Annotated in this window: 22 protein-coding genes and 7 tRNA genes; 15 read left to right on the top strand and 14 right to left on the bottom strand. The window is 68.3% G+C overall.

Annotated features, from left to right (window positions below; all coding sequences use genetic code 11):
• The first annotated feature begins 186 nt into the window (after positions 1 to 186).
• The 3 genes from ACIBG5_RS04825 to ACIBG5_RS04815 are packed head-to-tail and all read left to right on the top strand — an operon-like array spanning position 187 to position 2536.
• A complete protein-coding gene (locus ACIBG5_RS04825) occupies positions 187 to 1104 on the top strand; it encodes an ABC transporter ATP-binding protein (RefSeq protein ID WP_396390144.1) in 918 nt (305 codons plus the stop codon).
• Positions 1101 to 1751 carry a DedA family protein gene (locus ACIBG5_RS04820; RefSeq protein ID WP_396390143.1) on the top strand — a complete coding sequence of 217 codons (651 nt, stop codon included), beginning with the start codon at positions 1101 to 1103 and terminating at the stop codon, positions 1749 to 1751. Before ACIBG5_RS04825 ends, ACIBG5_RS04820 begins: the two co-directional genes overlap by 4 nt.
• Entirely contained in the window at positions 1748 to 2536 is a 789-nt protein-coding gene (locus ACIBG5_RS04815; RefSeq protein ID WP_396390141.1) for an ABC transporter permease, read from the top strand. Before ACIBG5_RS04820 ends, ACIBG5_RS04815 begins: the two co-directional genes overlap by 4 nt.
• A gap of 48 nt (positions 2537 to 2584) precedes the next feature.
• Here ACIBG5_RS04815 and ACIBG5_RS04810 read toward each other — a convergent pair whose 3' ends face one another.
• Complete coding sequence (locus ACIBG5_RS04810) at positions 2585 to 3277, bottom strand: FMN-dependent NADH-azoreductase (RefSeq protein ID WP_396390139.1); 693 nt, start codon at positions 3275 to 3277, stop codon at positions 2585 to 2587.
• A 118-nt stretch (positions 3278 to 3395) separates the two neighbouring features.
• On the opposite strand from ACIBG5_RS04810, the gene ACIBG5_RS04805 reads away from it, so the two are divergent.
• Positions 3396 to 3593, top strand: a complete 198-nt coding sequence (locus ACIBG5_RS04805) for a hypothetical protein (protein WP_396390763.1) — start codon at positions 3396 to 3398, stop codon at positions 3591 to 3593.
• A complete protein-coding gene (locus ACIBG5_RS04800) occupies positions 3547 to 4218 on the top strand; it encodes a sigma factor-like helix-turn-helix DNA-binding protein (RefSeq protein WP_396390137.1) in 672 nt (223 codons plus the stop codon). Before ACIBG5_RS04805 ends, ACIBG5_RS04800 begins: the two co-directional genes overlap by 47 nt.
• Before the next feature lie 51 nt (positions 4219 to 4269).
• Here ACIBG5_RS04800 and ACIBG5_RS04795 read toward each other — a convergent pair whose 3' ends face one another.
• The 4 genes from ACIBG5_RS04795 to ACIBG5_RS04780 form a co-directional block, all read right to left on the bottom strand.
• Entirely contained in the window at positions 4270 to 5733 is a 1464-nt protein-coding gene (locus tag ACIBG5_RS04795; protein WP_396390136.1) for a MinD/ParA family protein, read from the bottom strand.
• A 168-nt stretch (positions 5734 to 5901) separates the two neighbouring features.
• Complete coding sequence (locus tag ACIBG5_RS04790) at positions 5902 to 6567, bottom strand: response regulator (RefSeq protein WP_396390135.1); 666 nt, start codon at positions 6565 to 6567, stop codon at positions 5902 to 5904.
• A 4-nt stretch (positions 6568 to 6571) separates the two neighbouring features.
• A complete protein-coding gene (locus tag ACIBG5_RS04785; protein WP_396390134.1) occupies positions 6572 to 8146 on the bottom strand; it encodes a sensor histidine kinase in 1575 nt (524 codons plus the stop codon).
• 56 nt (positions 8147 to 8202) lie between these two features.
• A complete protein-coding gene (locus tag ACIBG5_RS04780; RefSeq protein WP_396390133.1) occupies positions 8203 to 9297 on the bottom strand; it encodes a GntR family transcriptional regulator in 1095 nt (364 codons plus the stop codon).
• Between the two features lie 131 nt (positions 9298 to 9428).
• Between ACIBG5_RS04780 and ACIBG5_RS04775 the strand changes: the two genes are divergently transcribed.
• Both ACIBG5_RS04775 and ACIBG5_RS04770 read left to right on the top strand, forming a co-directional pair.
• Positions 9429 to 10886, top strand: a complete 1458-nt coding sequence (locus tag ACIBG5_RS04775; RefSeq protein WP_396390132.1) for an ArnT family glycosyltransferase — start codon at positions 9429 to 9431, stop codon at positions 10884 to 10886.
• Positions 10887 to 10904: 18 nt separating this feature from the next.
• A complete protein-coding gene (locus ACIBG5_RS04770) occupies positions 10905 to 11516 on the top strand; it encodes a formylglycine-generating enzyme family protein (RefSeq protein WP_396390131.1) in 612 nt (203 codons plus the stop codon).
• Here ACIBG5_RS04770 and ACIBG5_RS04765 read toward each other — a convergent pair.
• The 5 genes from ACIBG5_RS04765 to ACIBG5_RS04745 all read right to left on the bottom strand — a co-directional run bounded on the left by ACIBG5_RS04765 (position 11495) and on the right by ACIBG5_RS04745 (position 13195).
• Positions 11495 to 11977 (bottom strand): GNAT family N-acetyltransferase, encoded by a 483-nt coding sequence (locus ACIBG5_RS04765; protein WP_396390130.1) that lies wholly within the window; start codon positions 11975 to 11977, stop codon positions 11495 to 11497. The two genes, ACIBG5_RS04770 and ACIBG5_RS04765, sit on opposite strands and share 22 nt — an antisense overlap.
• Entirely contained in the window at positions 11977 to 12456 is a 480-nt protein-coding gene (locus ACIBG5_RS04760) for a GNAT family N-acetyltransferase (RefSeq protein ID WP_396390129.1), read from the bottom strand. Before ACIBG5_RS04760 ends, ACIBG5_RS04765 begins: the two co-directional genes overlap by 1 nt.
• A gap of 459 nt (positions 12457 to 12915) precedes the next feature.
• A tRNA-Val gene (locus tag ACIBG5_RS04755) sits at positions 12916 to 12987 on the bottom strand.
• 32 nt (positions 12988 to 13019) lie between these two features.
• Positions 13020 to 13090 (bottom strand) — tRNA-Cys (locus ACIBG5_RS04750).
• Between the two features lie 32 nt (positions 13091 to 13122).
• Positions 13123 to 13195: transfer RNA gene (locus tag ACIBG5_RS04745), tRNA-Gly, on the bottom strand.
• 177 nt (positions 13196 to 13372) lie between these two features.
• Between ACIBG5_RS04745 and ACIBG5_RS04740 the strand changes: the two genes are divergently transcribed.
• A complete protein-coding gene (locus tag ACIBG5_RS04740) occupies positions 13373 to 14191 on the top strand; it encodes an aminotransferase class IV (protein ID WP_396390128.1) in 819 nt (272 codons plus the stop codon).
• 59 nt (positions 14192 to 14250) lie between these two features.
• On the opposite strand, the gene ACIBG5_RS04735 is transcribed toward ACIBG5_RS04740, so the two are convergent.
• Positions 14251 to 14811 carry a CGNR zinc finger domain-containing protein gene (locus ACIBG5_RS04735; protein ID WP_131366815.1) on the bottom strand — a complete coding sequence of 187 codons (561 nt, stop codon included), beginning with the start codon at positions 14809 to 14811 and terminating at the stop codon, positions 14251 to 14253.
• 112 nt (positions 14812 to 14923) lie between these two features.
• On the opposite strand from ACIBG5_RS04735, the gene ACIBG5_RS04730 reads away from it, so the two are divergent.
• The 3 genes from ACIBG5_RS04730 to ACIBG5_RS04720 all read left to right on the top strand — a co-directional run bounded on the left by ACIBG5_RS04730 (position 14924) and on the right by ACIBG5_RS04720 (position 17667).
• Positions 14924 to 14995: transfer RNA gene (locus ACIBG5_RS04730), tRNA-Val, on the top strand.
• Between the two features lie 553 nt (positions 14996 to 15548).
• Positions 15549 to 16448 (top strand): aminoglycoside phosphotransferase family protein, encoded by a 900-nt coding sequence (locus ACIBG5_RS04725; RefSeq protein ID WP_396390127.1) that lies wholly within the window; start codon positions 15549 to 15551, stop codon positions 16446 to 16448.
• A 391-nt stretch (positions 16449 to 16839) separates the two neighbouring features.
• The gene (locus ACIBG5_RS04720) at positions 16840 to 17667 is read left to right on the top strand and encodes a hypothetical protein (RefSeq protein ID WP_396390125.1); all 828 of its coding nucleotides are present in this window, start codon (positions 16840 to 16842) and stop codon (positions 17665 to 17667) included.
• Between the two features lie 6 nt (positions 17668 to 17673).
• Here the strand turns inward: ACIBG5_RS04720 and ACIBG5_RS04715 are convergent, their stop codons facing one another.
• Positions 17674 to 18117 (bottom strand): pyridoxamine 5'-phosphate oxidase family protein, encoded by a 444-nt coding sequence (locus tag ACIBG5_RS04715; RefSeq protein WP_396390123.1) that lies wholly within the window; start codon positions 18115 to 18117, stop codon positions 17674 to 17676.
• 91 nt (positions 18118 to 18208) lie between these two features.
• On the opposite strand from ACIBG5_RS04715, the gene ACIBG5_RS04710 reads away from it, so the two are divergent.
• The 4 genes from ACIBG5_RS04710 to ACIBG5_RS04695 all read left to right on the top strand — a co-directional run bounded on the left by ACIBG5_RS04710 (position 18209) and on the right by ACIBG5_RS04695 (position 19549).
• On the top strand, positions 18209 to 19078 hold the full coding sequence (locus ACIBG5_RS04710) for a sigma-70 family RNA polymerase sigma factor (protein WP_396390121.1): 870 nt from the start codon (positions 18209 to 18211) through the stop codon (positions 19076 to 19078).
• 191 nt (positions 19079 to 19269) lie between these two features.
• A tRNA-Gly gene (locus ACIBG5_RS04705) sits at positions 19270 to 19342 on the top strand.
• 32 nt (positions 19343 to 19374) lie between these two features.
• Positions 19375 to 19445: transfer RNA gene (locus ACIBG5_RS04700), tRNA-Cys, on the top strand.
• A gap of 32 nt (positions 19446 to 19477) precedes the next feature.
• Positions 19478 to 19549, top strand: a tRNA-Val gene (locus ACIBG5_RS04695).
• 367 nt (positions 19550 to 19916) lie between these two features.
• Here the strand turns inward: ACIBG5_RS04695 and ACIBG5_RS04690 are convergent.
• A complete protein-coding gene (locus ACIBG5_RS04690; protein WP_396390120.1) occupies positions 19917 to 20762 on the bottom strand; it encodes an EamA family transporter in 846 nt (281 codons plus the stop codon).
• Positions 20763 to 20937: 175 nt separating this feature from the next.
• On the bottom strand, positions 20938 to 21681 hold the full coding sequence (locus tag ACIBG5_RS04685) for an SDR family NAD(P)-dependent oxidoreductase (RefSeq protein ID WP_396390118.1): 744 nt from the start codon (positions 21679 to 21681) through the stop codon (positions 20938 to 20940).

Raw genomic sequence — 21681 nt, 5'->3', positions numbered from 1 at the left:
GCCGACCGGCCGAGATGCCGGTCACGCCACAGATGGTATCGAGTCGCGACCCACGGCCCGACGGCGTATCCACAGGTCCGGCCACCTGACGAAAGTAGGGGGTCGCCGACGCCCATCGTCCGATGTGCCAGGGGTGCCCGGATTCCTAGGTTCGAGATACCAATCCGTTCCAGAAGGGCCCCCAGCGTGATCACGCTCGAAGGACTCACCAAGAGGTACGGCGACACCCGCGCGGTGGACTCGCTCGACCTGACCGTCTCTCCCGGCCGGGTGACCGGCTTCCTCGGCCCGAACGGCGCCGGCAAGTCGACCACGATGCGGATGATCCTCGGCCTCGACGCACCGACCGAGGGCACTGCCCTGGTCGACGGCCGCCCGTACGCCGACTGGCCGGCACCGCTCACCAAGGTCGGCGCACTGCTCGATGCCAAGGCGCTGCACCCGCGGCGGTCCGCGCGCAACCACCTGATCGCGATGGCCCGGAGCAACGGTCTCCCGGTCAGCCGGGTGGACGAGGTCCTGTCCGCCGTGGGCCTGGACTCCGTCAACGGCAAGCGGGCCGGACAGTTCTCGCTCGGCATGGGACAGCGCCTCGGCATCGCCGGTGCACTGCTCGGCGACCCCGAGGTGCTGATGTTCGACGAGCCGGTGAACGGCCTCGACCCGGACGGCGTCCGCTGGGTCCGCGGGCTGATGCGCTCGCTCGCGGCGGAGGGCCGGACGGTGTTCGTCTCCAGCCACCTGATGAGCGAGATGCAGCTGACTGCCGACCAGCTCGTCGTGATCGGGCGCGGCCAGCTGATCGCCGACGCTCCGGTCGCGGACGTGATCGCGCGGTCGTCGCGCACCACGGTCGCCGTCCGCGTCCCCGATCGGGCGCACCTCGACGTACTGCGGGACCGGCTCGTCGCGGAGGCGGAACGGGTGGAGTCCGCGGACGGCCGGTTGATCGTGACCGGCGTACCGGCGGAGCGGGTCGGAGATCTGGCGTACGAGCTCGGCGTACGGCTGCACGAGTTGCAGACACAGCGGGCCTCGCTGGAGGAGGCGTACATGGAGCTCACCGCGGACAGCGTCCAGTACGGCGTTGCGGTGGCGTCATGAGTTCCGCGATCCTGCATTTCGCCGAGGAACTGATGTCCTCGTGGTGGATCTACCTCGCGCTATGGGGCTTCGCTGCCCTGGACGGGTTCTTCCCGGCCATCCCCAGCGAGACGCTCGTGGTCACCGCGGGCGTGTTCGTGGCTGCCAACGGTGAACCCAACCTGTACGCCGTGATCGCGGCCGCCGCCGGCGGTGCATTCGTCGGCGACCACGTGTCCTACGCGCTGGGTCGCGGCGCCGGCGGCCGGCTGCTCGATCGGATGAAGCCCGGGACCAAACGCCACGCGGCCGTGCTGTGGGCTCGACGGGCACTGGCAGACCGCGGCGGACTGGTACTCGTGGTCGCTCGGTACGTGCCGGGTGGGCGCACCGCGGTCACGTTGACAATGGGATCGGTGCGGTACCCGCTGCGCAAGTTCTCATCCTTCGCCGCCATCGCGGCCGTCAGCTGGGGCCTGTACTGCACCCTGGTCGGTTACATCGGCGGGAAAGCGTTCGAGGACAACCCGCTGAAGGGCGTGATCCTCGGCATCGGGCTGGCGCTCGCGGTCACGCTGATCGTGGAGGTCGTCCGGCATCGACTGAATAAGAAGAAGAGGGCTCACGTCGAGCCCGAAGCTGAACTCGTGGAAGCAGGTGAGCGGTGAGTACGGCGGTTGCCACCCTGGGGACCGGTCTCCCGGACGCGGTGCGTTCGGAGTGGACCAAGCTGTGGACAGTCCGGTCCAGCTGGCTGAACCTCGCGGCAGCACTCGTGCTGACCACGCTGCTCGGCCTGCAGTTCGGCTTCAACCTCGCCTACACCAGCACCCATCTGGAGCCGGGGCAGGTCGCGCAGACGGAAGCCGTCGGTGAGTTCGGCGCTTCGGTGATCATGATCGTGCAGGTGGTGGTCGCCGCCTTCGCCCTGCTGACCGTCACGTCCGAGTACGCGACCGGCAGCATCCGTTCGACCCTGCAGTGGACTCCAGTACGGCGGAACGTCGTTCTCGCGAAGGCGGTCGTGCTCGCACCGGTCCTGTTCGTCTACGGCCTGGTGCTCGCCGGCGTCGCAGCTCTCACCGGCGGCCTGGCCGCGGGCTCGTGGGCCGACTGGAGCGCGAGCGCACTGGCGGTCGACCTGCTGTCGGTCGCCTTCTACGCAACGACAGCCGGGCTGTTCGCGGCCGGGATCGCCTGGGTCGTCCGCAGTACGGCGGGAACGCTGACCGTGGCCTTCCTCCTGCTCATGGTCGTCCCGCTCATGCTCGGCCAGAGCTCGATCCGCGCACTCGTGTGGATCGCGGCCCTGCTCCCGGGCGGCGCCGGCCAGAACTACCTGACCGGCACAACCGACCCACTCTCCCCAGCCCTGAGCGCAGTTGTCCTGATCGCCTGGGCCGTCCTCGGTCTCGCCCTCGGCACCCGCGTCCTGACCCGCCGCGACGCCTGATCGGGGGCTCGCTGGCGGGTTGTCCCACCACTGGCGTTCTGCATCCGGTCAGCCAGCACACAACCCGCCAGCGAGCCGTCTGATCCCGGCACGGGCCGCGGCAAGAGAGGTCTCGGCCTGCGACCGGAGGTGAGCCAGGTGTGGGACCAGGCCGGCCAAGGCGAGTTCCGCGGTGATGACGTGGATGTTCCGGTCGAGTACGCCGTGATGGGTGAAGTAGGCCCGCAGGTACGGCAACTCGTAGTCCCAGCCTTCACGCGGGGTGCCGGGGCCGTAGGCACCACCGCGGCTCGAGATCACCACCACTCGGGTGTTGGAGAGCAGGCTGCTCCCGCTGTCCGGGTCGGCGAAGCCGCCAGGGAAGCTGACTCGGTCGATCCAGGCCTTGAGTGAGGCCGGCATCGAGTAGTTGTACAGCGGCGCACCGATCACCACCGTGTCACTCGATACCAACTGGGTGATCAGCGGCTGGGTCAGCGCCCACGCAGTCTCCTCCGCCTGGCTTTGCACCAGCGCGTCCACCTTCGCCGGCGGTACAACGCCGTACTGTTCCGACCGTCGTCCGAGCCGGCAGTACGCGGTGTCGATGGGCGGTACTGGGTCCGCGGCCAGGTCCCGATAGAGGTAGCCTGCCGAGCCGTGCACCGCCTGCCACGTGTCCGCGAACAGCCGGCTCAGCTGCCGCGTCAGCGATTCCTCGGAGCGGTTGGCGCTGGAATCCAGGTGGAGCAACGTCGTCACGGCTTCTCCCGTCACCTTCGTGGTCTCGTGGTCGTCAGGTGAGGTGACGGCGCGCAGCGCGGAAAGGTGACCAGTGAACGACGACAGTCTGGCGGAGCAGTTCGAGCAGGAACGCGGGATGCTCCGCGCGGTCGCCTACCGGATGCTCGGATCCGAGGTGGCTGACGACGCGGTACAGGAGGCGTGGATCCGTCTCGGACGGACGGACCGACGGGGTCGAGAACATCGGCGGCTGGCTCAGGACGGTGGTGACGCGGATCTGCATCGACATGCTTCGCGCACGGCGGGTACGGCGGGAGGACCTCACCGGACCTGAGTTCCTCGACCAGGCGCCGGCACGACGTCGTACGCCGGAGGACGAGGCGCTGGTGGCGGACTCGGTCAGCCGCGCGCTGCTCGTCGTACTGGACACTCTGGAACCAGCAGAGCGGATCGCGTTCGTGCTGCACGACATGTTCGCCGTACCGTTCGCGCAGATCGCACCGATCGTGGAGCGGACGCCGGTCGCGACCAAGAAGCTGGCCAGCCGTGCCCGCCGACGAGTGCAAGGAACTCCGACGGTTTCCGCGGCCGAACTGTCCAGGCAACGCCGCGTTGTCTCTGCCTTCCTCGACGCGGCGCGTTCCGGAGACCTGGCTGCCGTTCTCGAGGTCCTTGATCCGGATGTCGTCCGCCGTGTCGACGCTGCCGCGCTGGCACCCGGCATGTCGGCCGAGCTCAGCGGCGCCCGCCCTGTCGCCAAAGGCACTGTCGCACTGGCCAAGCGCTCTCAACTCGCCGAACTCGCACTCGTCAACGGCGAGGTCGGCGTCGTCCTGGCGCCACACGGCAGCCTGGTGCTGGCGATCACGTTCACGGTCGCCGGCGACAAGATCACGGCGTACGACGTCGTTGCCGAGCCGGATCGCCTTGGGCAACTGACGCTCGCCGTCCTCGGGTAGAAACAGCGAAGTCGCCCAGACCGCGAACGGCCTGGACGACTTCGGCAGGTGCTACCGCGGGACGTTCAGGGCGATGGTGATCTGCTCCGATACCTTTGCTGCCAGCTCCAGGCCCGCGCGGCGGGTGGTCGGCTGGAGGGCGGAGTGATCCAGCGGGCCCTCGGCCGCGATGTGCGGGTCGGTCGGAATGTCGACGACAGCAGCCGCGCGGGACTCGAAGTACGGCCGGAGCTGCTTCTCGACCTCCTTGTTCACGTCGCCGGGACCGTTCGACACCGCGATCACCGCACGGCGGATCAGGCGCTGCGCCTCCGGGCCCTGGTTGTCGAGCTCCTCCAGCATCTGCACGGCGGCCGCACAGGACAGGCTCTTCCACTTAATCGGGATGACGAGGGCGTCGGCCGCCTTCATCGCCTCGCGCCAGTTGCTGGAGCCCTCGTTGTTCCCGGTGTCGATCACGAGCACCTTGTAGAACCGGCTCAGCAACCGGTGGATCTGGTCGAAGTCCTTGGCCTCGATCTGCGCGTACGTCGTGGTCGCCGAGGTCAGGACGTCGTACTGCCCGGCGACCTGGTGCCGCAGGTATGCCGCCACGTCGCCGAGCCGGGCGTCCGGCTGGGTCAGCATCGGCATCGCCTGGAGCATGTCGGTGACGGTGGACCGGGAGTTCGTGTCGTGCGTGCGCAGGTGCATGTTGCCGCGCAGCTCGTTGTTGTCCCAGGCGACTACGCCACCACCGCGCGCCTGACCGAGCGCACCGGCGAGCACCAGCGTGGTCGGCGTCTTGCCCGACCCGCCCTTGGGGTTCGCCACCACGATCGTCACCGGGCGCCGGAACGCCGTCGCCGCGGTCGCGCGGGCGATCCGCTCCAGCCGCTCGCCGCTGCCCGGACGCAGCTTCAGCACACTGCGGACGCCGCGCTCCGCCGGAGCCTCCCGAGGCAGCGGAAGCGCCTGGATCAGCTCGTCGGTGCGGTAGGAGACCTCACGCTGCTGCGGCACGTTCTGACCGGGGACGCCTTGCGGGAAGAAGTGTTGCGCGGCCGGAGAGAGCTGCTGACCGCCCTGCGCGGGCCCACCGGCCGCCGCCGGAGGGTTCTCCGGGGCGCCGTGGCCCGCGCCGGAGCCCTGGAACGACGATCCGCCGAACACCGGGCTGTTGGGGGCACCCTGCGGAGCCGTACCGCTGTCGCCCTGACCGCCGGCTGCCGGGGCGGACGACTGGTCGTCGGCGCTGTCCGCCTCGGCGTCGTCTGACTCGTCCGGAGTGTCGGACTCGGCCGCCGGCTGCGACCAGGACGGGCTGGGCGGCGGCTGGTTGGGCCGGGACCACGCGTCGCCCGGGAACTCCTGGGAGAGCGCGTCCGGCTGCTTCTCGGGCTTCTCGGGCTCGTCGGCGGGCGCCGTGTTCGGATCCGGCTGGGTCCAGGAGGGCGTCGGTTGCCACATTCTCCGGACCTCGGCCGCCGCCGCTTCCCGGTCCTTGTGCTGTCCGGAGTTGTGCGAGTCGGTCACGACCTGGGTCCCCGATTCTGTCAGAGGGGGCGGGTGGCCCCTGGGGTTGCTGGGTTTCGATTCCGGAGGTGAGGTCCCCGGGGAAGGTCCACTATCCCATGACCGGGTGTCCACACCACGTCACCACCCGGAGCGTCGTACCACCACCGGGTAACGGAATCTGACCCCTCAACCAGTCACCAGGCCGGCCTCGTAGGCGACGATCGCGGCCTGCACCCGGTTCTTGACCGCCAGCCGCAGCAGAATCGCGCTCACATACGCCTTCACGGTGCCCTCGACCAGGAAGAGCCGCCTGGCGATCTCAGCATTGGACAGGCCCGCGCCGACCAGTCCCAGCACCTCCAGCTCACGCGGACTCAGTACGGCGACCTGCTCCTTGGCAGCCGCGGCGCGGGCCATCGCCCCACCGCCGGTACCGGTGCTCAGCTCGGCGATCACCCGGTGGGCGACGCGGGGCGACAGATAGGCGGCACCTTCCGCGACAGCCTTGAGACCGGCGATCAGCTCGCGGGGGTCGCCCGACTTCAGCAGGAAGCCGCTCGCGCCGTCGCCCAGGGCACGGGCGATGTACGCGTCCTCGGAGAACGTCGTCAGGATCACCACTGCGGTCTCGGGCACGCTCCGCCGGATCTCGGCGCCGGCCGCAAGACCGTCCATCCGCGGCATCCGGATATCGAGCACCGCCACGTCGGGCCGGTGCCGCCGGACCTGCTCGACCGCCTCCGCCCCATCGGCTGCCTCGGCAACGACCTCGATCGCCTCGTCGGTGTCGAGGATCGCGCGGACTCCGGCCCGCACCATCGCCTCGTCGTCGGCCAGCAGCACCCTGATCATGTCGTCATCCTGTGCTTTCGGGAGTCGGTACGACGGAGCCGCTCTGCACGACCATCTTGGCGACCAGCTTCCCGTCGGCGAAGCAGAGCCTGTAGACGTAGGTGATCGAGAACGGGACGTCCGGACTGTAGTAGCGGCAGGACCAGCCGGCCGGGGCCGTGTAGCCCTCGCTGGGTGGGTCGATCATCTGCATCGCCGGGAGCACCTTCTCCACGTCGTCCTCCGGCTGCCCGATGGTCAGAGCGTCGTACTGGCCGGGGTGCAGGATCGAGTTGTAGCCGGCGATCAGGTAGTAGCCCAAGGCAACCACGCCGACGACCGCTCCGAGGATCAGCGGTGCGGCGACGGCCGTGACCAGACCGCGTCGCGCACTGCGTCGTACCGTGGCTCGCTCCGCTTCAGCGGCAGACATCGGCGGTGCTTCGGGCTCGGGCGGGCCGCCTGCTCGCGGCATTGTTGCCACCACCTCGAAACCGCCGCCGCTCCGTGGCCCCGCGGTCAGCGACCCGCCGACGAGCCGGACGCGTTCGCGCAGTCCGTCCAGGCCGCGTCCGCTCGAGGGAACCGACTGGACCGGCCGCTGTGCGCCGGTGTCGCGGACCTGCACGCGTACGTCGTCGTCCGCGCGCGTCACGGTCACGGTGACCGCGGCGCCGGGTGCGTGCTTACTCGCGTTCGTCAGTGATTCCTGGACGATGCGGTGCACGGCGCGATCCACCATTGGCGACAGTTCCCCGTCACCCTCCTCGATCAGGCGGACCTCGAGACCGGACTCGGCAGCCCGCTCGATCAGCGACGGCACGCTCTCGTCACGTGGCACCGTCGGCGCGTCCGAGTCCCGCAGTACGCCGATGATCTCGCCGAGCCGATCGGTCGCCGTGGCGGCAGCTTCACGCAACGAGGTTGCGGCCTGCCGGTGCTCCTCCGGCAGGGACGGGTCGAGCTCCAGCGCAGCGGCGCGGAGGGCGATCAGGCTCAGCTCGTGGCCGACCGAGTCGTGCATGTCCTGGGCGATTCGGGACCGCTCGCGCAGTCGCTCCTGGTCGATCGCCATCCGCTGCTCGCGCTCGATCCGCTCTGCTCGGTCCCAGCCGGCCGAGGCGAGCAGAGCCTGCTGCGCGCGGTACCGCCCGACCAGCCACGGGAGGACGACCAGAAGCAATGCGAGGAGCAGCATCACCAGCCAGCTCAGCACCGCCTCCGTGGCGTGCTGCTCACGCTGCACCACCAGAGCGAGGAGCAGTCCGCCGAGCAACGACCAGCTGCACACCATGGCGAAGTGCTTCAGCTGAGTCTCCCGGCGACCCGCCAGGTAGCTCATCAAGGTGATCGCCGGGATCAATGCGACCTGTACGCCGTTCTGCGTGCCGAGGGCGAAGGCCAGGACGACGATCTCCGCCCAGGCGACGGCGGCGAGAGCGACCAGTGGCCAGCGTCGGCGGACGAAGACCGCCACGAACAGCGTCGCGATGAAGGCGGCCTGCATCCAGTACGGATCGCCGCGGGCACCGCTCTCCCCGAGCACGAGGAAGCTCAGCGCGGCCCACAGGCCGACGTCTCCCAGGCGCCGCCAGTTCATGCCCCAGACGCTACACAGTCACCCCGACATCGCCGTACTGCCGAAAGTCAGGTCTCCTACCCGTTGCCCTCAGCATCGACCAGCTCGAACGGCACCATGGTCAGGTTCGGCACCTCTTCACCGCGAAGCCGGGCGAGCAGCAGGTCTACCGCCCTCCGGCCCATCTCCTGCTGGTCCTGCCGGACGTGCAGGTACGGCGGTCCGCCGATCGAGTCACCTGGTGAGTCGAAGCAGGCGACCACGCGGTCGCCGCCAAGCGCCCGGTCCGTCATCCGGGCCAGGTTGTACTCGCAGGCGAAGTACGCCGTGACCTCAGGCAGCCGCTCGCGGAACGCGCGGATCACCTCGACATCCGCCTCGACACTGTCCGTCGTCGTCGACCCGGGCAGAGTGCTGCGCAGATCGGTCAGCTCGTAGGCCTGACCGCGGTCGCCGAACGCGGACCGGAACCCTTCCAGCCGGTCCTCGATCGACGACGTGTTCACGGGTGGCGGAGACACGAAGGCGATGTGTCGGTGCCCCTGGTCGAGCAACCGCTCAGTGAGGGCCTTCGCCGCTGCCACGTTGTCGGTGTGGACCGCCGCGACGGGGATCCCGGACAGGTGGCGGTCGACCAGCACAACCGGATAGCCGTCCAGCACCTGCCGGAGGAGGCTGGCGTTGTAGAAGTCGCCGTGAACCGGGAACACGATGAGACCGTCCACCTCACCGGTCACCACCAGGAGGTCCACGGCCTTCTCCTCATCGGACTGCCGGCCGTGCGTCCGCCGTACGATCAGATGCGCGCCGTACTCGGCGCACCGCTCCTCGACCGCGCACAGCAACTCCAGGCCGTACGCCTCGGACACATCCGGGATGACGAGAGCGATCGAGCGGGCCTCAGGCCTCGGACGCGGCACCCGGCCCCGCAGCGGCACGGTGACACCGGTCAGGTCGGGCAGATGGCGTACGACGAACGTCCCCTTGCCGCGGATCCGCTCCACCAGGCCTGCCTCCCGCAGGACCTCGAGCGCCCGCTTGGACGTGATGCGGCTGACCTCGAACTCCGCCGCGAGCTCCATCTCCGACGGCACCCGGTCACCGGGCCGCAGCGCACCACGCCGGATCTGCTCCAGCACGTGCGCACTGATCCGCTCGTAGAGCAACGCCACGGCCTCTCCCCTCACGTTGTCCGGTTGACATATCAGATCATGCGCGATGGCATGCCAACCGCGCAGCAACCGGGGTTTCCTCCGGGTGAATCGGGGTGGTTCGGGACCCTGCGGGCTGTCAGCATTCGAGCATGACCGCCACACGTCCGTCGGTGCCTGCCTTCGCTGCTGTTCCCGTCTGCGCCGTCGCTGGGGTCGTGGCCGTCGTACTGACAGCGTTGTCCGGGCGGTACGGGTACCACCGCGACGAGCTCTACTTCTTGGTCGCGGGGCAACATCTCGACTGGGGGTACGTCGACCAGCCGCCACTGACACCGTTGCTGGCTCGGATCTCGACCGAAGTGTTCGGGAACACCCCGATGGGACTGCGGGTGCTGTCTACGGTGGCCAGTGCGATCACGATCGTGGTGGTCGCACTGATCGCGCGGGAGTTCGGGAGCGAGCGGCGCGGCCAACTGCTGGCCGCGATCTGTGCGGCCGTGTCCGGGTTTGTGATCGGCGTCGGGCATCTGGCGTCGACTGCGACGTACGACCTGCTCGCCTGGATGCTGATCGCGCTCTTCGCCATCAAACTGCTACGGACGACCGACGGCCGGTGGTGGCTCGCGCTCGGACTGACCGCGGGGATCGCGCTGGAGAACAAGTACCTCGTGGTGCTGCCGATCGGTGCGTTGCTCATCGCGGTGCTGATCGTCGGTCCGCGTGAGGTACTGCGTTCGTGGTGGCTGCCGGCGGGTGTTGCGATCGCGGGGATCGTCGCGCTGCCGAACGTGCTGTGGCAGTTCCAGCACGACTGGCCCCAGCTCACCGTCGCCGGCGGCATCAGCGAGGACGACGGGACCGAGAACCGGATCATGTTCATCCCGCTGCAGATCCTGCAGTTGTCGCCGTTCCTGGTGCCGGTGTGGGTGGCCGGGTTCCGCCAGATGTGGCGGATGCCGTGGGCACGGTCCGTCGCGCTGGCCTATCCTCTGCTGTGCGTCGTCGTACTGGCCGTCGGCGGGAAGTCGTACTACGCCTTGCCACTGCTGCTCGTGTTGGTGGCGGCTGGGGTTGAGCCGGTGCTGGCGTGGCGGCGATCGATCGTCGCGGTTGGACTCGCGCTGGCCGCAGTCACGTCGGTGCTGTTCACGTTGCCTGTGTTGCCGGCTTCGGCGGTGGACTTCGTCATACCGGTGAACAAGGAGCAGGGCGAGCAGATCGGGTGGCCGGAGCTGACGACGGCTGTCGCGGACGTGTGGAATCGGATCCCCTCGGAGCAGCGGGGGTCGGCGACGATCTTTACCGGCAACTACGGCGAGGCGGGCGCACTGCGGCGCTTCGGACCTTCGCATGGGCTGCCGCCGGCGTACTCGGGTCATATGAGCTTCGCGGACTGGGAGCGGCCACCGGACAGCAACACCGGCCCGGTGGTACTCGTCGAGCAGGAGCGGTCGCCGACGTTCGAGGCGCTCTTCCGCGATTGCGAGCAGGTGGGGACGGTCGAGAACATCGTGTCCAACGACGAGGACGGCACCGCGCTGGTCCTGTGCGACTCCCCCGGCGCCCCCTGGTCCACCCTCTGGCCAGACCTCCGCCACTACTACTGACGCCCCTAGGGTTGGCCGATGCCCACCATGGTCGACATCCCTGCGGGAACCATCGCCCTCCGGGACGACCGCCTCGGCACCCGCTGGCAGGTGTCGTTGTCCGCCTTCCGGTTGGCCTGCTGTCCCGTCGTTGGTTCGGACGGCGTACCTGTTACCGGGATCAGCTGGTACGACGCCATTGCCTTGTGCAACGAGTTGTCGGAGAAGGCTGGGTTGGCCGCTGCCTATGTGGTGGATGGGCTGGAGGTCACGTGCGACTGGAACTCATCCGGCTATCGCTTGCCCACCGAGGCCGAGTGGCAGTACGCCTGCACCGCGGGCACTCCGGCGTACCGCTATGGACCGCTCGAGGACATCGCCTGGTACGCCGGGAACTCAGGCGGTGTCGCGCATCCGGTGGGCCTGAAGACGCCCAACGCGTGGGGCCTTCACGACATGCTTGGCAACGTCTGGGAGTGGTGCTGGGACCTGTACGACCCCGCCACCTACGGCGCCTACCGAATCTTCCGAGGCGGCGGCCATGCCGACCCACCCCGGTCCATCGGTTCCACCCTCCGCCGCCGTTCCCACCCCACCTTCGCCATCGAGGACCTGGGGCTACGGCTCGCTCAGTCTCCGAGGACGGCCTGAAAGACAACGCTTCGCTCGGCAAACCCCAGCCGGCTGTAGAACGCCCGCGCACTGTGATTCGCGACGTACGACGTGACGCTGACGCTGGTCACGTCGTTCTCTCGCGCCCACGCACTGAATCGGCCGACCAGCGCCTGCCCCACGCCGCTCGCGCGAGAAGCGCTGTCCACATAGAGACTGCGTATCTCCGCAGTACGCCGTCCGAAGCGTGTCGGTGAAGGTGCCGTCAGGTATCCAACGAGATGACCGACCACCACACCATCGCGCGGCGCGACCAGCACCAGTGCGGAGTCGAGATCGATCAACCGAGCGAAATCCTCGCGCCCATGCCGCGTCGGCCAGGAGACATCAACCTGAGGGTCGTGAACTCCAGCATCCTCACTGAAGAGCTGCGACTCCAACCGCACCAACTCATCGAGATCGCCCTCGGCCGCGACACTGATCTGGGTTTGATCGATCATCAGGACACCGCCGGGATACGGAATCGCCGACTGTGCTCAACAGGCTCGATCTCCACCATCCCCGCACCAGTCATCACCCGCGCGGAAGCACCGTTTCCCACGAAGCACTCACCCCACAAACTCGCGACGCCCAGTTCGTCACGGCAGTACTCGACTCCCGCGGTCAACGCCTCAGTCATGTACCCCTGCCCACGATGAGCCGCCCGTACGGCGTACCCGAAGCTCCAGTCCGCCACCGGCTCCTTGCTCTGCCCCATCCCGAGCCACCCCACCACCTCACCATCGGACCGCCGCGTGAGGCTGAACTGCACATGCGTCCCGTCGTCCACAAACCCCATCAACCAAGCCCGCACAGCCTCTTCATCCCGCGGCCCGTAATCCCCCATGTACTGCCCCACCAGTTCATCGGTCCACATCTCACACAACGCCGCGAAATCCCCCACCCCCGCCCACCGCAACTCCAACCGCTCAGTCCTCACCAAACCCATCACCCCAGGAAGCTACAGCCCGCAATCCCCCAACCGCGACCGGTTAACCCCACCCACCCGGACCTGCCTCCCGACCGACCAAACCCATTCCAGCGCCGCCGAACCACAGCCCAGAACCGTTCGAGCGGCAACCATCACCGCGGCGACCAACCACCACCGGCAACCATCACCGCGGCGCCCAACCCCCGCCGGAACCATCAAGCGGCGCCCAACCACCGCCCGGAGCCATCACCGCGGCGGCCAACCACCGCGCGGAACCGTCACGGCGGCGCCCAGCCACCGCCCGGAACCGTCCACGCGGCGGCCAACCCCAGCAGCCGAGCGAAGCGACGGCGCAAAGGGGGTGCGGGTGGCGGAGCCCCCGCCCGCGGCGAGCGAAGCGCTGCCGCACAAACGACGAAGGCGACGCCGTCCGCGCACTCCGCGGACACACGTCGCCCATCGCCTTCGTGGACGATACTGGGATCGAACCAGTGACCTCTTCCGTGTCAGGGAAGCGCGCTACCGCTGCGCCAATCGTCCAAAACAACAACAACTCTAGTCTCAGGGCTGCGAGGTGGAGACGGGATTCGAACCCGTGTACACGGCTTTGCAGGCCGTTGCCTCGCCTCTCGGCCACTCCACCAGGAAGAAAGCTGGCCTGCCGAACCCTCTCCGAGCGGACGACCGGGTTCGAACCGGCGACCTCAACCTTGGCAAGGTTGCGCTCTACCAACTGAGCTACGTCCGCATCGCGACCGGGTTTTCGTGGTCCCCGACGCGAGAAGAACACTAGCCCATCTCCGCCTGAGTTCAAAAACCGGGGTGCCCCACCACGTCGACGTACCGTCATCGTCCGGTCACCTTCGGACTGCCTGCCAAGCCCGGATGCCTTGCACACTAAGGTGTTCCGCGGAAGGAGCACGACATGCGTATCTGGCTGAACGGCGCCCTGCTGGACGACGAGGCGACGGTTTCGCCGCTCGATCACGGGCTGACCACCGGCGACGGTGTGTTCGAGACGATGAAGATCGAGAACGGCCGTCCGTTCGCGGTGACGAGGCATCTGGACCGACTGGTCCGGTCGGCGGTCGGGCTTGGTCTGCCCGAGCCGGACGTGGCTCAGATCGAGGTCGGCATCGAGACGGTCGTGCAGGCCGATCCGGGGATCCCGTTCGGCCGGCTTCGGATCACGTACACGGGTGGTGTCTCACCGCTGTCGTCCGAACGCGGCACGTCCGGTCCGACCATCCTGGTCGCCACGCAGGCAGTCAAACGCCCAGGTCCGACATCCGCGATCGTCACGGTCCCGTGGGTCCGCAATGAGCGCAGCGCGGTCGCCGGCCTGAAGACGACGTCGTACGCCGAGAACGTGCGAGCCCTGGCCTACGCGAAGGAACGCGGCGGCAGCGAGGCCATCTTCGCGAACACCATCGGCAACCTCTGCGAAGGCACCGGCTCGAACATCTTCTGCGTGTACGACGGTGAGCTCGTTACGCCGACCCTGGACTCGGGGGCACTGGCGGGTGTGACGCGTGCGCTTGTCCTGGAGTGGTTCGGCGCGACCGAGCGCGACGTACCGATGGAGCGTCTGTTCGAGGCCGACGAGGTCTTCCTCACGTCCACGACCCGCGACGTACAGGCCATCCACCGCGTCGACGAGCGCGACCTGCCTGCGCCGGGCCCGATCACCGCGCAGGTGACCAAGATCTTCGCCGACCGCTCAGCCGACGAGCCGAACCCGTAAGGACGGTCGAGTACTCGCCGGAGGCCGGGCCGGCGTTGACTCGCAGGAGGCCGTGCGGCTTACTCGCCGGAGGCTTTGCGGCGTTCGCGGTAGGCGGCGACGTGCAGACGGTTGCCGCAGGTGCGCGCGTCGCAGTACCGCTTGGACCGGTTACGTGACAGATCGATCAACGCGTCGTCACAGTCCGGCGCCTCACAGCGGCGAAGACGCTCCCGTTCGCCGGCCGAGATGACCTGCGCCAAGGCGATCCCGCACTCCACCGTGATCCGGCACGCCAACGACGCGCCGTCTCGCGAATAATGGATATGCCACGGGTGCCCGTCGTGATTCGTCAGCCGCGGCGTCGTCGTACCCCGGGCAACGATCGCGTTGATCATCGCCGCCGCGTCGGCATCCGACCCGGTCGTGAAGACAGGCGAGAACAGCGGCCGTAGATCCCTGACCTCGGCCAGGTCCTTGTCCGACAGTGAGCCGACCGCGCTGAACTCCCGCTCGTGGACGAACTTCTCCAACTCCTCGAGCGTTTCCAGGGTGTCGACCTGACTGTTCGGACCCGGCAACGTGTTCACGAGCCGGACCAGCGTGCCGAGCGCCTGCTCGGTGTCGTGCGAGAAAGTCACAATCACGTCTCCAACGCGACGGGGTCTCCGTCTTGCAGCAAGAGTAGCCCGGCCCGATTAGATCGTCGCTGACTGATGCGCTATGGTTTCACACGCAACACCAGCACCACCCGGGCGATTGGCGCAGTGGTAGCGCGCTTCGTTCACACCGAAGAGGTCACTGGTTCGAACCCAGTATCGCCCACGAAGTCGACAGGCGACGCATGTCCGCGGAAAGCGCGGACCGCGTCGCCTTCGTCATTTGTGCGGCTTCGCTCCGCTCGCCGCGAGCGGGGGCTCCGCCACCCGCACCCCCTTGCGCCTTCGCTTCGCTCGGCTGCGGTGGCTGGGGTTGCTCGCCGCGTTGATGGTTCCGGGCGGTGGTTGACCGCCGCGGCGGGGGCCTTCGCTTCGCTCGGCTGGTGGGGTTGCTCGCCGCGTTGACGGTTCCGGGCGGTGGTTGACCGCCGCGGCGGGGGGCCTTCGCTTCGCTCGGCTGCGGTGGCTGGGGTTGCTCGCCGCGTTGACGGTTCCGGGCGGTGGTTGACCGCCGCGGCGGGGGGCCTTCGCTTCGCTCGGCTTCGGTTGCTCGGGTTGCTCGCCGCGTTGACGGTTCCGGGCGGTGGTTGACCGCCGCGGCGGGGGGCCTTCGCTTCCGGGGTCCGCTGGGGATGGGTGTTGAACGGACTCGAACGCGGTGGCGCTGGCCGGCGGGAATTGCGCAGACTGCTTGGCTGGTGAGGGGCACAATGAATCGGATGACACTGGACGTTCCCGATGAAGTCCGAAGCAAGGCGCTTGCCGACGGGCACGCGGCATGGCTCGACGATCTACCGTCGGTCCTGGACTCCTTGGCCCAGGACTGGTCGCTGACGATCGGCGCAACGATGCGCGGAGGACACGCTGCCTTGGTCGTCGAAGCCACGCTCGCCGACGGGACCCCGTCAGTCCTCAAGGTCGGGGTTCCCGGATATCGACGCCAGCTCGGCTTCGAAGCGACCGTGCTCGATCTCGCTGCGGGGAAGAGCTGCGCACGCCTGATCCGCCGCGACCTCACCCGAGACGCACTTCTGCTGGAGAGGCTCGGGCCGGCGATGTACGACGTGATTTTGGACCGTCGCTCGCAACACGACATGTTGTGCGACATCGCCGCACAACTCTGGCGCCCGCTCGACGACGACATCGACTTGCCGACCGGCGCCGACTTGGCACATCGGATGCAGCACCTCATACCGCAGCTCTGGGAGGAGCTGGAACGACCATGTTCGGCGGCGACGATCGACGACGCCGTCGAATGTGCCGATCGCCGCGAGCGCGCTTACGACCGTCGAACGTCGGTGCTCGTGCATGGCGATGTTCATGAAGCGAACGCACTCCAGACAGAAGATGACACCTTCAAGCTGATAGATCCCGACGGCCTCAGGGCGGAACCCGCATGTGACCTCGGGACCATCGTCCGTTGCACCCCCGACGCCGGCGACGACTTACGGGTTAGAACGGAACGTCTGGCAGCCCGAACTGGCGTCGACGCCACCGCAATATGGGAGTGGGGAACCGTCCATCGCGTGATCGGCGGACTGAACAGCGTGAGAATCGGCTTCCAGCCCTTCGGCAACCTCCTCCTTGCCGAGGCGGATCGCCTGACGCAGACAGGCTGACTCGCAGGCGGCTCAGCGTGGTCTTACACGGTCTTCAGCCGGTGTGGTCGATGGTGCCGTGGCCGCCGATTCGGACAACGACCAGATTGATCACCGACCAGGTCTTGTCTGCCGAGGTGCTGCATGTGGGTTTCGCCGGCGGACAGCAGGTTGGCACAACGTGGCTGGCCCGCCGGGGAACAGCAAGGACCGCCGGCTGTCCTGTCGTTGCTCGGTGCATCGATAGGTCTGGGTCGGTTCCGGGCTGGGTGGTCTGTTCGGGCGGCAGGATGGCGGGATGGGATTGCTTGGGCGACTTGGACGGCGGCGGGGTGCGCGGGAGGTTTGGGCGGAGTGGCAGGAGGCTGATCGGGTCGGGGACTGTGAGGCGGCCGGGCGGTTGGCTCGCGAGATGGTGAAGGTGGCGGGCGGGCAGTTCGGGGCCTGGTTCGAGGCTGGGTTGTATTCGAAGGCTCGGGCCGAGTGGGCGGAGTCGGCGCAGCGGAATCAGCGGGCGGTGGAGTTGTTCACGGCTGAGGACGGGCGCACGTACGACGGTGTGAATCCGGCGGCGTGGAACCTGGGGATCGCCGCGACGGCGCTCGGTGACTGGGCCACGGCTCGGCGGGCGTGGTCGGCGTACGGGGTCGAAGGGATCTCGGAAGGGTCCGAGCCGATCGACGGTGACTACGGATTGACGCCGATCCGGTTGAATCCTGATCGGCCGAGCCTGGTGCATCAGGTTCCGATGGCGATCGGGGACACCGAGGTGGTGTGGTGCTGGCGGCGCAGCCCGGCGCATGCCGTGATCTCGAGTGTGCCCCTGCCGGACTCCGGTCACCGTTTCCGGGACGTCGTGCTCCACGATGGTGAGCCGAAGGGCCGCCGGCGGCGCGGCGACCACGAGGTGGCGGTCTTCGACGAGCTGGCCCTGCTCAACGAATCGGGGTTGCAGACCTGGCAGGCGCAGGTGCTCGGCGCCGGGCCCGACGACCTGGCCGCGCTGGTCGATCTCGCCGGACCGAAGGACCTGGGCGTCGACGACTGGTCCGGGATTCGGCTGATGTGCTCGGACTGCTCGCACGGCATGCCCGACGATTCGCACGACCACGAGCCGGCCTCGAACGACGCGGTCCGGCTCGGGCTGGCGGGATCCGAGGCGGACCTGAGGGCCTGCCTCGACAGCTGGCTCGCCGACCGGCCGCACGTCACCTTGGCCGAGCTCACGTTCCTCTGGTGAAACGGGCTAGACGAGCCACACACCGGACTGCATGAGGAGGCGGCCCTTGATCTCGTTGCCCTCGCTCCAGGCCTGGATCGTCGTGGGCGTCGCGCGGATGAACGGGTAGGGAGTGGAGGCTTGGCGGGGGTCGAAGCCGGCCTTGGTGGCGAAGGCGTCGCCCTCGGCGATGGGGACAGTGGCAAGTTCTTCGGTCGTGGCGGTGATGTGGATGACGTCCCTGGTCTGGCCGATGGTCATCTGCACGAGAGGGTTGGCGCGGAGATTGCGGGCGGTGGGGTTGTTGACAGCGGTGGACAGCAGGAGGGTTCGGCCGTCCCAGAGGAAGGACAAGGGCATCAGGTACGGCGTGCCGTCAGGTGATGCGGTGGCCACCCAGGCGTCGATGTCGTGCTCCAGCCGGTGCAGGGTGTCTTGCTTGCGTACGGCGAGGGGCCTGGGGGCAGCCATGATGGACTCCTACGGGTGTCACATGTGGTTGGGTTTTCGCGTCACACCAATTGACGGTGGTCGGACCGGAGTGTGACAGGTGGAGAGGGACATGAGCGAACACGACTGGCTGGCGGAGCGGTTCGAGGAGAACCGGGAACACTTGCGCGTGGTCGCGTACCGGATCCTCGGGTCGCGCGTCGAGGCCGAGGACGCGGTGCAGGAGGCGTGGATCCGGCTGAGCCGATCCGACGCCGACGCGATCGACAACCTGGGCGGTTGGCTCACGACCGTTGTCGGGCGCATCTGCCTGGACATGCTGCGGACACGGCGCGGGCGGCCCGAGCAGACGGTCGGCGACCACTCCCCTGCGCTCACGGACGACGACGTACCGGATCCTGAGCTCGAGGCAGTGCAGGCGGACTCGGTCGGGCTCGCGCTCCTCGTCGTACTCGAGACGTTGACGCCGGCCGAGAGGTTGGCGTTCGTGCTGCATGACATGTTCGCGGTGCCGTACGACGACATCGCGCCGATCGTAGGCAAGTCGTCGGAGGCCGCGCGGCAGCTGGCGAGCCGGGCGCGGCGGCGAGTGCAAGGTACGCCGGAACCCGCGGGAGCGGATGCCAACCGGCAGAAGGAGATCGTCGAGGCGTTCCTCGCGGCGTCGCGTGGTGGAGACTTCGACGCACTGCTCGAGTTGCTCGACCCGGACGTCGTACTGCGTGCCGACGAAACGGTCGTGGCGCGCGGCGCAGGCGCGATGGTGCGGGGTGCCGCGGCCGTCGCGGAGACGTTCTCCGGGCGCGCGCAGGCCGCCGTACTCACGTTGGTCGACGGCAAGGCCGGAGCGGTGTGGAGGCTGCGGGGCGAACCGGTCGTCGTGTTCTCGTTCACAGTCGCCGACGGCCGGATCGCCGGGATCGAACTCCTCGGCAATCCCGACTACCTGCGCAACGTCGACCTCGCGCCGGCCAACGGCTGACGCGGCACGGATCCCGGGGTACTACGGCGTCCTGGAGTCACCCCCGACGCGTGGGACTGGTGTGACGGGAGAGGTGAAATCCACGCTCCGACCGTCCACATCGCGACACCCCGGAATCTGGTTTTTGCGTACGCCGAAAGTGCGCTACTGTTCTGCTCTCGCACCGAGCAGGAACACCCCGCCGGAGCGATGCGGACGTAGCTCAGTTGGTAGAGCGCAACCTTGCCAAGGTTGAGGTCGCCGGTTCGAACCCGGTCGTCCGCTCGGAGAGGGTTCGGCAGGCCAGCTTTCTTCCTGGTGGAGTGGCCGAGAGGCGAGGCAACGGCCTGCAAAGCCGTGTACACGGGTTCGAATCCCGTCTCCACCTCGCAGCCCTGAGACTAGAGTTGTTGTTGTTTTGGACGATTGGCGCAGCGGTAGCGCGCTTCCCTGACACGGAAGAGGTCACTGGTTCGATCCCAGTATCGTCCACGAAGGCGATGGGCGACGTGTGTCCGCGGAGTGCGCGGACCGCGTCGCCTTCGTCATTTGTGCGGCAGCGCTTCGCTCGCCGCGGGCGGGGGCTCCGCCACCCGCACCCCCTTTGCGCCTTCGCTTCGCTCGGCTTGCTGGGGTTGGGCGCCGCGGTGACGGTTCCGGGCGGGGCCGAGCGCCGCGGTGATGGTTCCGGGCGGTGGTTGCTCGCCGCTCGAACGGTTCCGGGCGGGGGTTGGGCGCCGCTTGATGGTTTCGGGCTGGGGGTGGGTTGCTTGCTGGGTGTGGGATCTGGGCAGCACATACGCGGACCGTCCCGGCTCCACGTCTCGGGTGGCCCACACCCAGTCACAAGCTCAGGCGGTTAGGGGCGTAGGGCTTTTAGGGCTACTGCTGTTAGGAGGGTGGCGGCTCCTGTGAGGGTTAGGAGCGTCAGGTGCTCGTGGAAGAGGAGGACGGCTAGGGCTGTGGCTGTTAGGGGTTCCAGCAGGGCTAGGACGGCTGCCGTTGAGGGGGTCAGGGTGCGGAGGCTTGAGTAGAAGAGGGTGTAGGCGAGGGCGGTGGGGATCAGGCCGAAGTACGCGAGGGTCGGCCAACTTGCCGCGTGTGGGGTCAGGCCTTCGAGTAGGGCTAGGGGTAGGAGTGCCAGGGCTGCGGTGGTGAAGCCTAGGAGGGCTGTGGTGGTGGGGGCTGGGTTGTTGCGGTTGAGAAGGGTGGTGGTGGCGTAGCCGGCTGCTGAGAGGAGCGACAGGAGGATGCCGGGGAGGGATGTGGTGATGGCGGTGCCGGGGGCTGCTACCAGGAGGGTCAGGCCTAGGACTGCCAGCAGGAGTGCCGGCGTGATGCGTTCTCGGGTTGCCAGGGCTATGAAGAGAGGGCCTGCGCCTAGGGAGATGACGGTGGCTACTGCTACGCCTACTCGGGGTATGGCGGCGAAGTAGCCGAGTTGGCAGGCGGTCAGACCTAGGCCGGTGAGGATGTATCGCCTTGGCGCGGCCATGAACGTGGCGCGGATCGAGGTCCTGGTGAAGAGGCAGTTGGCCAAGAGCAGCCAGGCGGCGCCGGTGGCCAGGCGCCAGAAGGAGATGGCAGTCGAGGTCAGGCCGCTCGATTGGAACAGCAGAGCGCCGGTGGGACCGCCGGTGCCCCAGGCGAGGCCGGCCAGGGCGACGTAGGCGAGGGCGCGCGTCTTCGTGGGTCGGTGCAGCATCGAAGTACTCCGGGATGTTCGCGGGAGAGATGGGTCGTCTGCGAACAGCCCGAAGAAGCCCAGGTCAGAACCTGGGCGCTAACCGAGTGACCGTCCGCCTAAGCGGCGGTCGGCGGGGTGATGATGCGATGCACGGACAGGACCCTAGCCCGAAAGCGCGAGCCGGCCGAGCGAATTACATCCGGAGCTGGGAGCCACCGTTGAAGTCCAGGACCGTGCCGGTGGCGAACTCGGCCTCCGGCGACGCCAGGTAGAGGATCGCCGCCGCGACTTCCGACGGGTCGGCGACGCGTTCGAGCGGGCTCTCCATGCGGCGGCGGTCGTAGCCTTCGCCGGTCAGGTGTACGGCGGCCATGTCGGTGGTCGTCCAACCGGGCGCGATCGCGGTCACGGCGATGCCTTCCGGACCGAGTGCGCGGGCCAGCGACTGGGTGAACGACACGATGCCCGCCTTCGAGGCGCCGTACGCGGGCTGGTTGGGCTCGCCGCGGAACGCACCGCGCGACGATACGTTGACGATCCGGCCGCCGCGGCCCATGTGCCGGACCGCGCACCATGTGACGTTCGATGGGCCGACGAGATTGACCGCGAGGGTGTCGGCCCAGGCCTGCTGCCATTCGGCGTACGTCGTCTCCCGGATGCGGTGGGGGTGGTAGACGCCGGCGTTGTTCACGAGTACGTCGATCCTGCCCAGAGCGGCCGCGGCGTCGTCGACCATTGTCTGGATCGCGGCCGGATCAGCCAGATCCGCGTGCGCGAGGACATGCCCTGATCCAGGCAGCGACTTCACAACGGCCTCGGCAGCGTCGGCCGAGGCCCCGTAGTGCACCGCAACCCGGTCCCCCGCGTCCCCGAACGCCTGCGCCGTCGCCGCCCCAATCCCCCGCGAGGCCCCTGTCACCAACACAGCACGATCCAT

The sequence above is a fragment of the Kribbella sp. NPDC050241 genome, from assembly GCF_044459685.1.
Lineage (GTDB): Bacteria > Actinomycetota > Actinomycetes > Propionibacteriales > Kribbellaceae > Kribbella.
The sequence above is the reverse complement of the archived record's forward strand: the minus strand, read 5'-3'. Positions and strand labels throughout refer to the sequence as shown.

Excerpts from the sequence above, each read along its gene's own strand:
- ACIBG5_RS04820 (WP_396390143.1), top strand. The coding sequence starts at position 1,101 with ATGAGTTCCGCGATCCTGCATTTCGCCGAGGAACTGATGTCCTCGTGG.
- ACIBG5_RS04805 (WP_396390763.1), top strand. The coding sequence starts at position 3,396 with ATGCTCCGCGCGGTCGCCTACCGGATGCTCGGATCCGAGGTGGCTGAC.
- ACIBG5_RS04800 (WP_396390137.1), top strand. The coding sequence starts at position 3,547 with ATGCTTCGCGCACGGCGGGTACGGCGGGAGGACCTCACCGGACCTGAG.
- ACIBG5_RS04790 (WP_396390135.1), bottom strand. The coding sequence starts at position 6,567 with ATGATCAGGGTGCTGCTGGCCGACGACGAGGCGATGGTGCGGGCCGGA.
- ACIBG5_RS04785 (WP_396390134.1), bottom strand. The coding sequence starts at position 8,146 with ATGAACTGGCGGCGCCTGGGAGACGTCGGCCTGTGGGCCGCGCTGAGC.
- ACIBG5_RS04775 (WP_396390132.1), top strand. The coding sequence starts at position 9,429 with ATGACCGCCACACGTCCGTCGGTGCCTGCCTTCGCTGCTGTTCCCGTC.
- ACIBG5_RS04770 (WP_396390131.1), top strand. The coding sequence starts at position 10,905 with ATGCCCACCATGGTCGACATCCCTGCGGGAACCATCGCCCTCCGGGAC.
- ACIBG5_RS04765 (WP_396390130.1), bottom strand. The coding sequence starts at position 11,977 with ATGATCGATCAAACCCAGATCAGTGTCGCGGCCGAGGGCGATCTCGAT.
- ACIBG5_RS04740 (WP_396390128.1), top strand. The coding sequence starts at position 13,373 with ATGCGTATCTGGCTGAACGGCGCCCTGCTGGACGACGAGGCGACGGTT.
- ACIBG5_RS04725 (WP_396390127.1), top strand. The coding sequence starts at position 15,549 with ATGACACTGGACGTTCCCGATGAAGTCCGAAGCAAGGCGCTTGCCGAC.
- ACIBG5_RS04720 (WP_396390125.1), top strand. The coding sequence starts at position 16,840 with ATGGTGAAGGTGGCGGGCGGGCAGTTCGGGGCCTGGTTCGAGGCTGGG.
- ACIBG5_RS04715 (WP_396390123.1), bottom strand. The coding sequence starts at position 18,117 with ATGGCTGCCCCCAGGCCCCTCGCCGTACGCAAGCAAGACACCCTGCAC.
- ACIBG5_RS04710 (WP_396390121.1), top strand. The coding sequence starts at position 18,209 with ATGAGCGAACACGACTGGCTGGCGGAGCGGTTCGAGGAGAACCGGGAA.
- ACIBG5_RS04690 (WP_396390120.1), bottom strand. The coding sequence starts at position 20,762 with ATGCTGCACCGACCCACGAAGACGCGCGCCCTCGCCTACGTCGCCCTG.
- ACIBG5_RS04685 (WP_396390118.1), bottom strand. The coding sequence starts at position 21,681 with ATGGATCGTGCTGTGTTGGTGACAGGGGCCTCGCGGGGGATTGGGGCG.